General features: G+C 43.1%; 16 protein-coding genes. 1 reads left to right on the forward strand and 15 read right to left on the reverse strand.

Annotated elements, in window-relative coordinates:
- Window positions 1-8: 8 nt before the first annotated feature.
- From ACZ5Q0_RS01790 to ACZ5Q0_RS01855, 14 genes are all read right to left on the reverse strand, one after another.
- A complete protein-coding gene (locus tag ACZ5Q0_RS01790; protein WP_447182660.1) occupies window positions 9-890 on the reverse strand; it encodes a bifunctional 5,10-methylenetetrahydrofolate dehydrogenase/5,10-methenyltetrahydrofolate cyclohydrolase in 882 nt (293 codons plus the stop codon).
- A 271-nt stretch (window positions 891-1,161) separates the two neighbouring features.
- Entirely contained in the window at window positions 1,162-1,632 is a 471-nt protein-coding gene (locus ACZ5Q0_RS01795; protein WP_447182661.1) for a metallophosphoesterase family protein, read from the reverse strand.
- Window positions 1,633-1,699: 67 nt separating this feature from the next.
- Window positions 1,700-2,299 (reverse strand): XTP/dITP diphosphatase, encoded by a 600-nt coding sequence (locus ACZ5Q0_RS01800; RefSeq protein ID WP_447182662.1) that lies wholly within the window; start codon window positions 2,297-2,299, stop codon window positions 1,700-1,702.
- Window positions 2,300-2,302: 3 nt separating this feature from the next.
- Complete coding sequence (rph, locus tag ACZ5Q0_RS01805; protein ID WP_446819764.1) at window positions 2,303-3,022, reverse strand: ribonuclease PH; 720 nt, start codon at window positions 3,020-3,022, stop codon at window positions 2,303-2,305.
- 17 nt (window positions 3,023-3,039) lie between these two features.
- The gene (locus tag ACZ5Q0_RS01810) at window positions 3,040-3,579 is read right to left on the reverse strand and encodes a Fe-S-containing hydro-lyase (protein ID WP_446819763.1); all 540 of its coding nucleotides are present in this window, start codon (window positions 3,577-3,579) and stop codon (window positions 3,040-3,042) included.
- 15 nt (window positions 3,580-3,594) lie between these two features.
- Complete coding sequence (locus tag ACZ5Q0_RS01815; protein WP_446819762.1) at window positions 3,595-4,437, reverse strand: fumarate hydratase; 843 nt, start codon at window positions 4,435-4,437, stop codon at window positions 3,595-3,597.
- 21 nt (window positions 4,438-4,458) lie between these two features.
- Window positions 4,459-5,202, reverse strand: a complete 744-nt coding sequence (locus ACZ5Q0_RS01820; RefSeq protein WP_447182663.1) for an MBL fold metallo-hydrolase — start codon at window positions 5,200-5,202, stop codon at window positions 4,459-4,461.
- Window positions 5,199-5,951 (reverse strand): acyl-CoA dehydratase activase, encoded by a 753-nt coding sequence (locus tag ACZ5Q0_RS01825; RefSeq protein WP_446819759.1) that lies wholly within the window; start codon window positions 5,949-5,951, stop codon window positions 5,199-5,201. Before ACZ5Q0_RS01825 ends, ACZ5Q0_RS01820 begins: the two co-directional genes overlap by 4 nt.
- A gap of 126 nt (window positions 5,952-6,077) precedes the next feature.
- A complete protein-coding gene (locus tag ACZ5Q0_RS01830; RefSeq protein ID WP_447182664.1) occupies window positions 6,078-7,067 on the reverse strand; it encodes a 2-hydroxyacyl-CoA dehydratase family protein in 990 nt (329 codons plus the stop codon).
- A gap of 14 nt (window positions 7,068-7,081) precedes the next feature.
- Complete coding sequence (gene murI, locus ACZ5Q0_RS01835) at window positions 7,082-7,888, reverse strand: glutamate racemase (RefSeq protein WP_447182665.1); 807 nt, start codon at window positions 7,886-7,888, stop codon at window positions 7,082-7,084.
- 350 nt (window positions 7,889-8,238) lie between these two features.
- The gene (locus ACZ5Q0_RS01840; RefSeq protein WP_447182666.1) at window positions 8,239-8,844 is read right to left on the reverse strand and encodes a GerMN domain-containing protein; all 606 of its coding nucleotides are present in this window, start codon (window positions 8,842-8,844) and stop codon (window positions 8,239-8,241) included.
- A 233-nt stretch (window positions 8,845-9,077) separates the two neighbouring features.
- A complete protein-coding gene (locus ACZ5Q0_RS01845) occupies window positions 9,078-10,856 on the reverse strand; it encodes a vWA domain-containing protein (protein ID WP_447182667.1) in 1,779 nt (592 codons plus the stop codon).
- Between the two features lie 18 nt (window positions 10,857-10,874).
- Window positions 10,875-12,089 carry an ATP-binding protein gene (locus tag ACZ5Q0_RS01850; RefSeq protein ID WP_446819754.1) on the reverse strand — a complete coding sequence of 405 codons (1,215 nt, stop codon included), beginning with the start codon at window positions 12,087-12,089 and terminating at the stop codon, window positions 10,875-10,877.
- 425 nt (window positions 12,090-12,514) lie between these two features.
- Window positions 12,515-13,306: a LytR/AlgR family response regulator transcription factor gene (locus ACZ5Q0_RS01855; protein ID WP_447182668.1), complete on the reverse strand. Its 792-nt coding sequence runs from the start codon at window positions 13,304-13,306 to the stop codon at window positions 12,515-12,517.
- A gap of 162 nt (window positions 13,307-13,468) precedes the next feature.
- On the opposite strand from ACZ5Q0_RS01855, the gene ACZ5Q0_RS01860 reads away from it, so the two are divergent.
- The gene (locus tag ACZ5Q0_RS01860) at window positions 13,469-14,344 is read left to right on the forward strand and encodes a radical SAM protein (RefSeq protein ID WP_446819751.1); all 876 of its coding nucleotides are present in this window, start codon (window positions 13,469-13,471) and stop codon (window positions 14,342-14,344) included.
- A 1-nt stretch (window position 14,345) separates the two neighbouring features.
- Here the strand turns inward: ACZ5Q0_RS01860 and ACZ5Q0_RS01865 are convergent, their stop codons facing one another.
- A complete protein-coding gene (locus ACZ5Q0_RS01865) occupies window positions 14,346-15,188 on the reverse strand; it encodes a DegV family protein (RefSeq protein WP_446819750.1) in 843 nt (280 codons plus the stop codon).
- Window positions 15,189-15,196 lie beyond the last annotated feature (8 nt).

Here is a 15,196-nt window from a genome sequence, read left to right on the forward strand (position 1 = left end):
ATCTATAGCTAGGCTCTTAATTGCCAGTGCATGGCCTCAATTGTATTTCTCATCAGATAAGCAACCGTTACTACTCCTACACCTCCCGGTACCGGAGTAATGTAGGAGGCCTTATCCCGGGCAGAATTGTACTCAACATCACCTACCAATCGGCCGCCCACTGTATTAATTCCGGCATCAATTACTATGGCTCCCTCCCGGATCCATTCTCCTTTAATTAAACCGGGCTTTCCAACTGCCACCACCAATATTTCCGCATCACGAACATGTTGCTCCAGATGCCCTCTTTCATAAGTAGCATAATGACAAATCGATACAGTAGCCTCTTCCTTCAATAACATGATAGCCGCAGGCTTACCTACAATATCACTGTATCCGACTATGGTCACTTCCCGGCCTCGTATGTCTGTTCCTGTAGACTTTATAAGTTCCACAATGGCCAGAGCCGTACAGGGGGCTAGTCCTTCCCCTCCTAAAACTAACCGGCCAATGTTATGGGGAGTAACACCTTCTACATCTTTTTTGGGGTTAATACTCCACTGGACAGACCGATTATCTATATGGGCGGGAAGCGGCATATGAACAATCAGTCCATTAATAATTTTATCCCGGTTAATGCTAGCAATAATGCTCAGTAAACGTTCCTGGGAAGTATTCGATGATAAGCTAATAGTTTCATAATTTATTCCTGCTTTCCGGGCTACCCGGCGTTGGGATTCCAAATATACCTCAGTAGCCGGATCTTTGCCAACTTCTATGGTCATAAGGAAAGGAACCAGACCACGGCTTTTTATTTCACATGCCTCTTTGGTAACTTGTTCCAGAATTCCGTTGGCAATTGTTTTCCCCCTTAAAAGATTACCCCGACTAACTATTGTTGGGCTATCCATTTTTATTTTCCTCCTGGCCATGATGAGCTGATTTTTAAAATAGCTTTCCCACCAGTAACATTGCTATGCACTGTCATTCTGCCAGGTTAAATATAAAACAAGGGGAGAAAATATGTTATTTTCCCCCCTGCGGTTTTTTAGGGTTTAGTCCAGTTGTAGTCCTCTGCCTGAAACTTTTACCCCCCTGGATAACCAACCCCAGGGTCTTACACATTCCTACCTTATACACCCGATTATATTTTATGGCAGCTTTTCCTGGCAAGGCTTTTATTTACAATTCTTCAATCCGGGGCAATAAACGGCCATTTTCACAGTCTAAGATTATAAAGGAACCTTTTCCAGGAGTACGGGGTCGGGCAGGACTTCCCGGATTTAACATCCATAGCCCCTCTACATTCTGACAAAGGGGAACATGAGTATGTCCAAAGATCACCACATCTGCTTCTAGTTCCTGAGCTCTATAATATAGAGATTGCAGATTATGCTTCACCCCATACTGGTGTCCATGTACCATGTAAAAACTTTGCCCCATCAATTTAATTAATTTTTCTTCCGGGCCGGATATTTGGGAATCACAGTTGCCTATCACTCCGTAATAGCCTATTTTCAACCTGGTAGCTAGCTTTTTTCCATCCCGATAGTAATCTCCAGTAAAAAATATGTAATCGGCGGCAGCTTTTTTAATAGCGCACTGCACCGGTTCCAATTTTCCATGGGTATCACCGATAATCGCAATACGCAAAATAGCTTCCCTCCTCAAAGAATCCTGATAAAAATATCCGTGTCACTTTAATTTAATAACCCGGTCTCTAGCCTAATATCCTTTTTAAAATCGGCCGGGCGGCTTGCAAAGCTTTCCCCCGGTGACTGATGCGATTTTTTTCATCCGGGGAAAGCTGGGCAAAGCTGATCCCATAGCCCTCCGGAATAAAAAGTGGATCATAGCCAAAACCCTGGTTTCCAGAAGGCTCCCGGGTAATACTACCCTCACAATGGGCAGCCACGGTTTCTACCTTTCCCTGTGGATCGCTGACCGCCATTACACAGGTAAAGCGGGCGGTACGCTGATGATCAGGTATATCTTTCATTAACTGCAAAAGTTTAGCGTTATTCTCCTGATCGCTAGCCTCCGGCCCCGCAAACCGGGCCGAATATACACCTGGTTGCCCGGCCAGTGCATCTACCACCAGGCCTGAATCATCCGCTAAAGAAATAAAACCACTGGCACGGGCAGTTAAAACCGCTTTTTTTATGGCATTTTCCTTAAAAGTAAGTCCATCCTCCTCAACCAGGGGAAGCGGTGGAATATCTTCCAGTGATATAACCTCTACTTTAAGATCCCTTAACATATCCTGTAATTCTTTAACCTTATGGCGATTATGGGTAGCCAATAAAAGTTGTCTTTTCATAGTCTACACTTCCAGTATAATCTTCTGCAGGCTGACTAGTTCCCGTATACCTTTTTCGGCTAATTTTAAAAGTTCTTCTAATTCAGATCTTTTAAAAGGCCTTTCCTCTCCTGTACCCTGAATCTCTATAAATTCGCCTGCCCCAGTCATAACCACATTCATATCCACATCAGCACTGGAATCCTCTATATATTCCAGATCTATAACTGGAATACCCTCCACAATGCCAACACTGATAGCTGCTACAAAATCTTTTACCGGTAAGCCCTTAATAACTCCTTCATCTTTAAGCTTTCTAAGAGCCAGATACATAGCTACAAAACTACCTGTAATGGAAGCAGTCCTAGTACCCCCATCAGCCTGAATAACATCACAATCAATCCAAATCGTTCTTTCACCCAGCATTGCAAAATCAACTACCGCACGTAATGAACGGCCGATTAAACGCTGAATCTCTGAAGTACGCCCACTGATCTTCCCCCGGCTGGCTTCGCGGGTAGTGCGGGTTTCAGTTGACGCAGGTAGTAAAGAATACTCAGCAGTTACCCAACCGTTTCCGGTTCCCCTTAGAAACGGCGGGACCTTTTCTTCTACAGTGGCCGAGCAAATAACCCTGGTATCCCCGCATTCGATTAATACCGAACCCTGAGGATATTTTAAAAAACCTGGAATAATCTTTACGGGCCTCATCTGGTCATTCTGTCTATCATGAGGTCTGCCCATCCAAACACCTCCTAATATTACTCCCGGCCCCGGGCTGAATGGTACAGGCTATTACCCCGGGCGTCGATAGCTACAATACAGGGAAAATCCCTAACTTCTAATTTTAATAAAGCCTCTGGTCCCAGCTCAGGATAAGCAACTGTTTCTGCCGCTGCTATATGCCGGGCTAAATAGGCTCCGGCACCACCAGCCGCAGCCAGGTAAACTGCTTTATTTTTTCGCATATTTTCTACCACTTCCAGGCTGCGATCACCTTTTCCTATCATGGCTTTAAGTCCTAGTTGGATCAAACGAGGTGCATAAGCATCTATTCTCCCGCTAGTCGTAGGACCAGCCGATCCGATAATCTTAGCCGCAGGAGCCGGACAGGGCCCTACATAATAAATAACCTGTCCTTCGATTTCAAACGGCAGGGGCAGGCCTTTATCCAATCCTTCCACCATACGCTTATGAGCAGCATCACGAGCTGCATAAACAGTACCCTGTACCAGCACATAGTCTCCAGCAGACAATTCTTCTATATCATACCCCACCAGGGGAGTTCTTAGAATCTTCATCGTAAATCCCCCGTATTATATAACCATAGTACAGCGTCGGGTACAGTGACACCCGAGATTAACCGCTACTGGAAGGCTAGCAATATGGGTAGGAAAGGTTTCAATATGAACCGCTAAAGCAGTTGTATTACCGCCTAGGCCCTGGGGACCTATTTCCAAAGCATTAATAGAGTCCAGCCATTCACGTTCCAATGCTGCCAGATCCTCCCGCTGATGATATTCACCCACCGGTCTTAATAATGCTTTTTTAGCCAAAAATGAAGCCTTTTCCATATTACCACCAACTCCCACCCCTACAATAATGGGCGGACAAGGATTTCCCCCGGCTGTTTCAACCGTTTCTATAACAAAATCCCGGACTCCTTTTACTCCCTGAGCAGGTTTTAGCATGGTCAACCGTCCCATATTTTCGCTTCCAGCCCCCTTAGGAAATACTGTGATTTTCACCTGCTCTCCCGTGGTGATCTCCGTATGTATAATAGCCGGGGTATTATCACCGGTATTTACCCGGATAAAAGGATCATTAACCACCGAATTACGGAAGTACCCCCGCCGGTAACCATCTCTAATTCCCTGATTAACAGCATCCTCTAGGTTTCCTCCTACCAGGTGTACTTCCTGTCCAATCTCCATGATAACTACCGCCAGCCCAGTATCCTGGCATAAAGCCATATTATCTGCCTCTGCTATTTTGGCATTATCCAAAATTATCTGGAGAAAGTGCCGCCCTCGCCCTGAGGATTCGGTCTTTAAGCATTCCTTTATCCTATTTAAAATATCTACGGGTAAATGGATATTAGCTTCTATTACTGCCTCTTCCACTACCTGTTGGATAACCTTAATATTAATCTCCCGCATGGTAAATCCTCCCGCGCCTGCTTAAAAGCTTATCGTAAGCCCGCTGCCGGCTATATCCAGCTTACCCTGGTAAGTAGTGCGTATCTCCTGTTCTATCTGTTCAAGCCGGTAATCAGGCCATATATGGGTAGCTACCAGCCTTCCTACCTGGGCCATCTCTGCCCAGTTCCCAGTCTGGGCAGTAGTAAGATGTCCAGTCTGAGCAGCATACTCGCTGTCTGTTTTCAATAAGGTGGTCTCCGCTAATAATAACCGGCAGCCATGCGATATACGAATCATCTCATCATTTAATGCTGTATCAGCCGAATAAAAAAGGCTCTTACCAGCCTCGTCAATACGTACCCCATACGTCTCTAAGGGATGTTTAGCACGACAAAACTGCAATTCTAAATCGCCTACTTTTGTCTGTAGTCCATGCTCAATAGTAATTACCTCTACTTCATTAACCCCCCTCCAGTACTGATAATCCTGCTCGGGAGTCGATGGTATAAATATTTTTAGTGGCTGCTTCCTTTTACCCAGGAAACGCAAACCCCGGATGGCATGACGAATAGCATATAAATCAACCGAATGATCAGGATGAAAATGACTAATAAATACCGCATCCAAATCATTGATGTTAGTATAACGCTGCAGTTCGGAAAAAACAGAATGGCCACAATCCAGCAGCAGGCGAGTCGTTTGGCTTTCAATTAAATACCCGGAACAAGCCTCCCCCATTTTAGGAAAAGGAGACCAGCATCCTACCACGGTCAACTGCATCATATCCCCTCCCCGTATACACAACACCCAATAGCCCCGTTTAACTGCGGTTCGGCAACTACTAACACCTTTCGCCCCGTCTCCCGGGCCACGATCTCTTTAAAAGCCTGGTTTCGAGCCACCCCTCCGGCCAGAACAATAATTGGGCTAATCAGTTTTTTTACCATACTAGATACCCTTCGGTATAAAGCATAATTAACCCCGGCCGCCAGGCTAGGGGTAGAACATCCTTCTACGATGCGGGCAATTATTTCCGTCTCCCCAAATATTGCACAGGTAGCATTCAATTCAGCCGGGTCCTGACTATAAGAGGCCATTTCTTCCAAGCTGATTCCTAGTACTGCTGCCATGTTTTCCAGGTACCTTCCCGAACTGGCAGCACAGCGATCATTTGTCATAAAATCAACCCCATAACCATTACGCACCTGTACTACCTTGGTGTCCTGCCCCCCAATATCCAGCAGGGTAAAATCGGACTGCCCACTTTGAAAGGCCGCCCCCGCAACATGAGCCTGAATTTCCGGTATCTGCAGGGCATTTTCCACCGGTAAAGTAACCTTGCCATAACCAGTAGCTACAATACGATCATTTTCCATTCCCAGGTCCTTTAGATTTAAATAGAGTCCCCCAGATCCAGACCTTCCATAATGGCGATAAAAGGTAATAGTATCTTCTATTCGGGAAGATACTATTTTTCCTGCTTGCATTTGTACAATTTTTACACTTCTTGACCCTAAATCTATACCTATCATTAACCTATCACCTGACTCATTATTCTTTATCCAATTTAATCATCTACCGGGCACTAACCTCTTTTCCTTAAAGATTAGTAAATCTCTGGCCAGCCTTAATGGCTAAAAATAGTTTTATAAGCTTTGTTATCTTCGGCCCGCCGCTTTAATCATACCTATAAAAGCCTCCAGGCGCATTCGTGAGCGAGCATCCACCCGCCCCGGCTTGTCTCCCTCCAGGGTAAGAAAAGGTATCTTAAGCCCTTCCCGATAAATAAGATCCTCAATCTGGCGGTAGCAAAAAGTCTGTGTATAATGAATTACTCCATCTACCTGACGAAGCCAGGTTTGTTCCTGCATATCCTTAAGGCGGGCGAAAGCTCCGTATGGATAAGTATAGCTAATATACTGTTCATAGATATCAGCAGTATCAAAGGGCATAGAAAACTGACGTTGAACTTCGTTATATACTATCCTGGCCCCTAAGGACCCTACCACTTCATACAGATCAGTAAATATAGGCGGAACCCCGATATAGGCTAAACGTACTTTTTCTTTAAAAGGTTCTCGCTGGCGGACCTTTTTAATAAACGCATCCATTTCCCGGGCAAACCCCTGATAGTCACCATTAAAATCACTGGAAGATACTAAATAGTAATGGTTTTCAAAGCCGCTGACCAGGTTTTCCTTCCAGGTAAGTTCATCTATTTCCCGGCAAAGACGGCGCACCTCATCTAGTTCGCGCTTTACACCTAATACCCGGGGTAAGTCTACCCCAAATTCATCCATCATCTCCTGTATGTGGCTTACTAATACCTGTTTACGGCGATTAAATGGGTAAGCAAAAGGTATAGTTTTAACCCCTTTTATTTGTAAAGTCTCCATCAGGGCCTGGGTATTGCTGCAATCCCCCTGCATAACAGCTATAAGAGCATCTAACTGCTGGTCCAGCGCCACAGAATAAAGACCCTTTATCCAGCCGCAGGTATTACGCGGGTAACCAGCCTCTTCAGCTTCATCCACCCATTGCTTAGCATTTTCCGAAGTAATAAAAATATTATTCAAATCCAGCGGCCTTTTACCCGCAGCAAAAAGTATTTCTACCGGAATTGTAGTGGTAAATCCTACCTTCCCCATAACCCTATCTCCTCTTAATCAATATCAATGTGGTTTACTTTCTTAATAACATCTCCCATTAGAAGTCTACCCACCCTGTAAAAGGACTGATCATCACCACTTACATAAAATTCGCGCAAAGGTTCTTTATCAGTTTCCGCCTGGTGTAGTAGCCCGCTAGTAGCTAGTAAAGATTTTAACTCCTCCACCGTTTCCAAGGAAGGATCTACCACTGTTACCGCCGATCCCACAAAGTCCTTAATTACCGGTGTTAAAAAAGGATAATGAGTACACCCTAGTACCAGGGTATCTATACCTTTATCCAGCAGGGGGCCTATATAAGCAGCTACTGCATTTCGCACCTCTATTCCACTAAGCTGGCCCACTTCTACCATAGGTACTAAACTTGGGCAAGCCGTTTCAAAAACCTCAAACTTATGGTTGATAAACTGCAATTCACGAGTATAAGCCCGGCTGTTAATAGTAGCCTGGGTAGCAGTAATTCCGATACGTCCATTTGAAGTAACCCGGGCTGCCGTACGAGCACCTGCTTTAACTACTCCTAAGAGCGGCAGGGGAAATTGATCTTGCACCAAGGGCATAGTCACAGAAGAATGGGTACCACAGGCGACCAGAATAGCCTTTACCCCCCGGCTAATAAGATAAGAAATAATATTATGGGCATACCTTAATAACTGCTCTTCAGTTTTATTACCGTAGGGTACATGGGCAGTATCCCCAAAATATATAAAACCTTCGTCGGGGAGATATTGCAACATAGATCTCACTACAGTCAGCCCCCCGACCCCAGAATCAAAAACCCCTATGGGTCTGTCGTTCATACCATTCACCTCATACTCATAAAAACATCACTAATTAATGTACCACTTTTGTTAGATATATTCCATAAAACAAGACTGGCCTAGGTCAGAGATCGAAGGTTAGAAATCAGGGTACCCATTTTAATTATCCTTCATACCTCCACCCCGCTGTTCACTTCTACGCAACCCGTCTTATTCCTTCCATAGTGTTCATCAGAACCGCTCTTTTTCTTATGTATAACAAGGAAAAAGCCCATATGGTCCCATATAGTATAAAAAGAAAAAACGACCAGAGGTTAAAATTAACCACCTGGCCGCCCTGAATATGCATCAAAACTAAGCAAATTAAACCCCGTTAAGATAGTTATCCGCTACATATTATAATCGGGTTTAATCGGTCGGGAGAGATCCAGATATCCTCCTATCTGGCTTACTGGAGCACCATCTATCATGAAGACTACTTCTTTTACAGTAGAAAATTGCCCCAAAGTATTGGCAATCGCATACACCATCAGTTCTTCTTGCTGTTGATTTTCCACCCGGCAGGCCTCTTTACTTAAATCAACAATGCACAATCCGTCTGATTTAATATTTATGTCTTTCAACTTGGTTCCGGCCGGAACCACCGTCAAATGCTCCTTCATAGACGGCCCTTTAAAAAGTTCTTGCAAAGTAGAGCGAGCAATACCTTCTTGCTTAGATATAACCCGATCTTCTGCCAGCAAACTCTGTCCACTTGACCCGGCAAAATAAAGCTGCACTGATATAGTCTCTTTTACTTCCGGCGGTTCTTTCTCCGGTAAATTCTTAATAGAATCATTACCACCTGACTGATCCTTGTCCTTTTCAGGGAGAAGATCTACCAGGTCTTTCCAGGTAGTCGCCGGTTCACGATTTCCAGCCGGAAAACATCCTCCACTGATAAGACAAATTGCCAAAACAACTGCTGTAACAGCTATAACTACTTTTTTGGTCATAATTTCATGCCTCCCCTAATTCTACCTTTTAAAAATTACGCCCGAGGCACATAAATTATGACTAATAAATTACAAATCAATAACAAAAAAAAGAGCACACCCTGTGCTCATATGAAGGAGGAGTTATTAAAGCAAACTACGAATTTGCTTTTCCACGTTCAATCCCTAAATTCCATTGTAAAACTTATAAAAATAATGTCAATAACTAAGACCCGGTAGGATTGATGGTTAATCTAAGCCATTCTCCTGCCCCCGTCCAACATAGATTTCTTTTCCGCTCGAACAATATTAATAAGATTATCTTTATTTAAATCATCAACCATATACAGAACACCATCAGCCTGGTCAGCCAATTTTTCAAGGTAGAAACGATTAGATTCGACCCCAATACAAATAAATCGGATTTTATTTTCAGCAATGTGGGAAGCTGCTTTAAGGGCATCCACTTTCGCATCCATGGTCCATAGAGAAGTATTAGGTATCCCATCGGTTATCATAACCATAAGAGGATTTCTAGTCCTGGTACTCTTTACTAGTTTTACTGCAGTCATAATCCCATCCGCCATAGGGGTAAGCCCGGCTGGACTAATAGTGGCTAATCCCTGCTTTAATATTTGCTGGTTACGAGTAAAAGGTACTACCACCCGGCTGCTACGTTCTTGGAATATTACCACAGCTACCTTTTCTTTACCCGTTAATAATAAATGTTCCGCCAAATAACAGGCAGCCTGCCGTTTATCACCGGCCATACTCCCGCTAGCATCAATTAACAGGCAAACATCTACCGGAACATAATTCTTTTTATCATAATAGTGAAGATCTTCCCGCTTGATATTAAAATATTCATCACCTCTTAAAAAGGAGTTGATTTTGGCCTGCACGATCGTTTCCGGTACAGCCAGGTCACCGGACCAGTTTTTATCTGAATTATTAATGGTACGATTACGATTAGTAAATTGAACATAACTCGTCCTACGGTCTACTTTGCCCATTTTGCGAAAACGTCTAGTGCCTCCGGCCGGCATTTTGCGCAGATTACGGCGAATCTCAGTCTCCAATTCGCACTTATGATTGATGACAAACTCCTTTAAGGCAAATCCCCGTTTAGTTAATATCATTCCCACCGGGGTCTTTTTTAACAGTCCTAATTCTTCTAACTGTTCAATATAGTGTTCTATATCACCCCATTTCTTCTTTTGCTGTTCGATTCCTTTACGCTTAAATATATTAGTAGAATAACTCTCCATAAATTCTTCGATTTCATCCACCCCACCAAACTTTTCGGCCAGTTTTAAAATCAACTGGTTTACATTTTCCTTCTCGGGCAGATGAGCCGCATGCTGGCCTTTAAAGTTCTTCCAGGGCAACTTAATATAACCTGCAAAGCTTTCCTCAACTTGTTTCTGATTGCCATGCACAATATTCCTTACTTTAGCCAGTTTAACATCTGAAGCCAGCACTACTTCCTCTACTGCTTCGGCAATTATATAGACCAGATAATATTCTTCCCGGTTTAAACGAGCTAATATGTGTACATGATCCCAGCCCTCTTGACCTTCACTAAAAGGATGTACTACCCCTTGAAAAAGGTCATATACTGTACCTTTGCCCAGGTTAGTGGTTACGAAGATCTTATTTAGGTATTCACTAACCATTTTAAAGCGTTGCTCTTCTGCATACTGCAACTGGGGATCCCTTTCTAAGAAACACCGGTCCAAACCCCAGAAAATAGCCCGGGCCACAGCGCGTGGGTCTATACCACCCGGCTTGTGATAGCAATCAATGTGCACTACCTGATCATTATCAACAAAATCGAGAAAAGTTTTCCCCGCATCCCGATTAAGAAGAATCTTAATCTGACCCTTTACTCTTTTTTCCGGCATTCTAGCATGAGCTTTCCGGCTTACTACTATACTTTCCCCTAGGCGAACACCCTGGTTCTGCCCAAAGTAAAGATTTAAATAATTACCTACCGATGCTGCTTTATCAACATTAGTTTTTTCCCCTAACACAAAAATACCCCCTTCCAATTAATAATCGCTGGGGGTCAAGGTTTTCTCTGTATTTATTAGTTCATTGCGACCCATATCCTTCAAAGGGCGGGCATTGTTTTGAAAATAATCAGGTTCATCGCCTTTCTTGCTTTTATTTTTCCGGCTCTTAAAACTCAAAATGCTATCCTTAGATGCTCTCGCATCCACATCGTTAATCATACGCACCAAGGTATCACCATCCACCCGGTGTTTTAGCACCAGAGGAATCATATCGGTAACATCATTAATAAGTACTTTATCATGGCCACGCAGAACACTGTGTAAAACTGCTCCCTGCTGCATCGCCTCTATGGCACGAATACTTTCTAAGTTATGCTTAATATAGAGACGGGCAATAAAGTTACGCAGAAAATCAGGTAAATCAGCCTTTTCATAGTTCTTAGCCCACTTGATTATATTCTGACGATAAGCATCATTGCCGATTTCAGCACCTTCATCGATAGTTGTTTCCCGGCCCCGCTTAATCTTATGAGCGTGGGAATTTTCTTTAAGCATCTGAGCCAAAATGTCTACTGAATCTGGTCTTCCCATATAACATACCATGTCAAAACGGTCAGACAACTGGCGCCGGATTTCTTCTAGTGGTCCCGGATCTTCATCTGGATTGGATGCCGCCCACACCGATACGCTGACAGGAATTTCCACCACAGGCAGGCCGGCTTCCTCAATCTGAAGATGTCCGGGCTTGTTACCCATAACATCCAGTAATATGTCGGTAATTTCTGGAGAAGTATCTGCTAAACGATTGATCTCATCAATAAAAATAATCCCACGGTGGGCCTGAGGAATGATACCCGGCAGCAACCGGGCTTCGGGATGAAGATGGTCAGTAAGGCGTGCTAAATCAATGCTTCCGGCCACTGTTCCTACTTTGGCCGAATGGGAAATTTCCAGGTAAGGCATGGGAATTTCCTCCACCCCTAGCCGCTGAATTTCCTCTTTATTAAGTCCCTTATGGTGCGGGCAATGCGGGTTTTCCGGGTCACAGTTATAAATACATCCCTTAATTCGGGTTATACTGGGCAGAATTCCCCGGGCCGCACGCATAATGGTAGTCTTTCCAGTACCCCGCAATCCTTCAGCATGGATGTGAAGTGGTTCTCCTACATAGCTGGACACAATGGACATCATAACCAATTCAAACAATGGCTCATTACCCTCATACCTTTCGAGCCTACAGAATGGTATCATGAGCATTCCCCCCGTCCGTTAGCTGGTAACACCAGTACCTGCACTTAATTTTTATCCGCTAAAAAGCCCCTTGGATGCCACCCGATATCCCAACGAGCCTATTAAACTAATCCACTCCTCCTCTCTAACTTAGAATATACGTTCTGTAACTTAGTTTCACTATAACCCATTTTGTGATTTATTTCTCTATATTTGTAATGTTTGGTTGTAATCACCGGATAGATTGTAGTCCCTTGTTACTTATATAACAAATTTATGGCCTGGCATTAAAGAAACAAATAATACCGGATTAAAGCCCCTTTGGGAAGGGGCTTTAATCCGGTATTATCGTCCTGCCAAGTACTATTTTTTCATCTTAACAAGCTGTTACCTATAGTATGTTTAATCGTTTTTATGGTATGCATAGTCTAATTTTCATGATAACATCATTGAATTCCCAATTTCTGTCGTAAGGTTTTTGCCCGGGCTCGGCTTAACATAATATTCTTGTTACCCCGATTTAGATGTAATACATATGACCCTTCACCAAAGTTAATAATCTCTTTGACATAATTCAAGTTAACAATGAAAGCCTGATGAGCCCTAAAAAAACAGTAATCGTTTAGACGTGACTCTAATTCGTTAAGAGTATAGTTACTGAGATAATCTTCATTATCCACAGTGCAAATCAAAACCTTTTTACCCTGACTCTCACAATAAATAATATCTTCATGATTAAGCAAGGTTATTTTGCCCTTTTCCCTTATCGGTAATTTATTAGTATAAGGATCATGATCCTTGTATTTTTCCAGCACGAAATCTATTCGCTCTTTTAGGCGGTTGCGTACGATTTCATCAATAATATCTCTATGGGCTATCTGTCTTTTGGCTCGTTGGATGGTCTTTTCTATACGCTGTTGGTCTATGGGTTTAAGAATATAATCTAGTGCTCCTAACTCGAATGCTTCTACTGCCATATCCTGCTTAACGGTAACAAACGCAAAAAGAGGTTCGTCTTTTAAATCCTGCAGTTTACGGGCTGTTTCCATCCCCCCCATCTCCGGCATAGTAATATCCAAAAACACCAGATCAACTTTTTTTTCCTGGCAAAGCATCAATGCTTCCAAACCATGAACAGCTTCTCCCACGATCGTTAAATCGTTTATCTGCTCAATTACATAGCGAAGGACTATCCGTTCTCGCTCATCATCATCAACAATAAGAACCTTCACCGACATAAATCCCCACCCCTAGCAGCGGTAGAAATAACCATTTTTTGTACTTATTTTAATTTAATTTATTGCTGGATAAAAGAACGGCTTTTTCTACTGCTGGTATTTTTCAACTTCTTCCCTTTCCTTTTATTATTTGATAGGCTATAAAAAAAAGGGGGTAATTTGGTGCGTTACGAGGGAACTGTTTACCGTCCACCTAGTGAAGCAAATAGTCTTTTGATACAAGCTACCATCGGCTGTCCACACAATAAATGTACTTTTTGCAGCATGTACAAAGGTACTACCTTTCGCTTGCGCAGTATCACGGAAATTAAAGAAGATTTACTGATGGCCAAAAACTATTACGGAGATTTTATTACCTCTATTTTTTTCCCAGATGGTAACACCATTATAATGAAAACTCCTCAACTGGTAGAAATATTTTCTTATGCCTACCGTTTATTCCCCCACCTAAAACGCATCACTGTTTACGGCTCGGCCCGCTTTGTAAACAAAAAAACCCTCCCGGATCTAATCACTCTTAAAGAAGCAGGGTTAACCAGGGTTCATACTGGTATGGAAAGCGGCGATGACGAAACTTTACTTCACATTAAGAAAGGAACTACTTCCCAGGAAATAATCGAAGCAGGTAGCAAATTAAAAGAAGCAGGTATTGAAACTAGTGAGTATTACCTGGTAGGTATTGCTGGTACTGCAAGAAGTCGGGAACATGCTATTAATAGTGCTCGAACCCTCAGTGCCTTTAGCCCGGATTTTATCCGTATGAGAACCTTTGTTCCTATGCCTGGAACACCACTATATGAAGATTACACCCAAGGTAAATTCAGACTGTTAAGCCCCCATCAGGCTTTGCAAGAAGTATACACCTTCATTGAAAACCTGGAGTGCCTAGGTAGTGTAGTATTAAGTGATCATGTATCGAATTACTGGGACGTAAACGGGGTGATCCCCCAGGATAAAGCCTCTATGCTGGAATCCTTACAGGAAGCGTTACGGATCGGGGAAAACTATTTCCGGCCACCTCACCTCGGCCACCTGTAAGCTACACATTGATCATAAGAGCCCCTTCACCAGCATAAGTGCCTATAGTAGCACTCATTTCGGAAACCCAAATAGTATCCGGATGATAGCACGATTCAATTTTTTCGGCTAGTAGATGGGCATCAGCCCCACAATTTACGTGGCTTATGCCCACTATTTGGTCGGCTAGCGGTTTAGTAAACTTTTCACTAATAATATCCACCATATGGGTTATAGCTCTCTTTCGGCCCCGTACCTTCTCAATAACTTCCGGTTTTCCGCTCTCATCACCACGTAAAATAGGTTTAATATTAAGAAGATTGCCAGCTAAACCCTCAATCGGGTTTAACCTACCACCTTTTACTACATTTTCCAAAGTATCTAATGTAAATATATTTAAAGATTTATGCCGTATTGTTTCTAAACAAGGGGTGATAGAATCAATAGGCATCCCCTGCGCTGCCATTTGTGCAGCCCGGACCGCCATAATTCCCGTTCCCAATGAGGCATTTAAGGTATCAAAAACTTTTACTTTACCGGTATCCAACATATTTGCTGCCAGCAGAGCTGTATTATAAGTACTGCTTAGACCCGAAGAAAGACTAATAAATATAACCTCTCCTTTTTCTCGTAGACCACGCTCAAAGCATTTAGCAAAGGATACTGGATCTGGAGCCGCTGTTTTGGGCAGGGTTTTAAAAGCCGCCATTTTCTTTACAAAAACCTCTGGTGGTAGATCAAATCGATCGCGATAAGTTTCCCCATTTTCAAAAGTTACTCGCAGGGGGATCATCTCAATACCATACTGATCCAGTACCTTATCGGGTAGGTCACAGGATGTATCGGTTATTATTTTAGGCCCCATACTAGCAA

It is taken from the genome of Syntrophomonas erecta subsp. sporosyntropha, from assembly GCF_055395365.1.

Coding starts and splice junctions, on each gene's coding strand:
- ACZ5Q0_RS01790 (WP_447182660.1), bottom strand. CDS start 890: ATGGATAGCCCAACAATAGTTAGTCGGGGTAATCTTTTAAGGGGGAAA.
- ACZ5Q0_RS01800 (WP_447182662.1), bottom strand. CDS start 2,299: ATGAAAAGACAACTTTTATTGGCTACCCATAATCGCCATAAGGTTAAA.
- rph (WP_446819764.1), bottom strand. CDS start 3,022: ATGGGCAGACCTCATGATAGACAGAATGACCAGATGAGGCCCGTAAAG.
- ACZ5Q0_RS01810 (WP_446819763.1), bottom strand. CDS start 3,579: ATGAAGATTCTAAGAACTCCCCTGGTGGGGTATGATATAGAAGAATTG.
- ACZ5Q0_RS01815 (WP_446819762.1), bottom strand. CDS start 4,437: ATGCGGGAGATTAATATTAAGGTTATCCAACAGGTAGTGGAAGAGGCA.
- ACZ5Q0_RS01820 (WP_447182663.1), bottom strand. CDS start 5,202: ATGATGCAGTTGACCGTGGTAGGATGCTGGTCTCCTTTTCCTAAAATG.
- ACZ5Q0_RS01825 (WP_446819759.1), bottom strand. CDS start 5,951: ATGATAGGTATAGATTTAGGGTCAAGAAGTGTAAAAATTGTACAAATG.
- ACZ5Q0_RS01830 (WP_447182664.1), bottom strand. CDS start 7,067: ATGGGGAAGGTAGGATTTACCACTACAATTCCGGTAGAAATACTTTTT.
- murI (WP_447182665.1), bottom strand. CDS start 7,888: ATGAACGACAGACCCATAGGGGTTTTTGATTCTGGGGTCGGGGGGCTG.
- ACZ5Q0_RS01840 (WP_447182666.1), bottom strand. CDS start 8,844: ATGACCAAAAAAGTAGTTATAGCTGTTACAGCAGTTGTTTTGGCAATT.
- ACZ5Q0_RS01850 (WP_446819754.1), bottom strand. CDS start 12,089: ATGATACCATTCTGTAGGCTCGAAAGGTATGAGGGTAATGAGCCATTG.
- ACZ5Q0_RS01855 (WP_447182668.1), bottom strand. CDS start 13,306: ATGTCGGTGAAGGTTCTTATTGTTGATGATGATGAGCGAGAACGGATA.
- ACZ5Q0_RS01865 (WP_446819750.1), bottom strand. CDS start 15,188: ATGGGGCCTAAAATAATAACCGATACATCCTGTGACCTACCCGATAAG.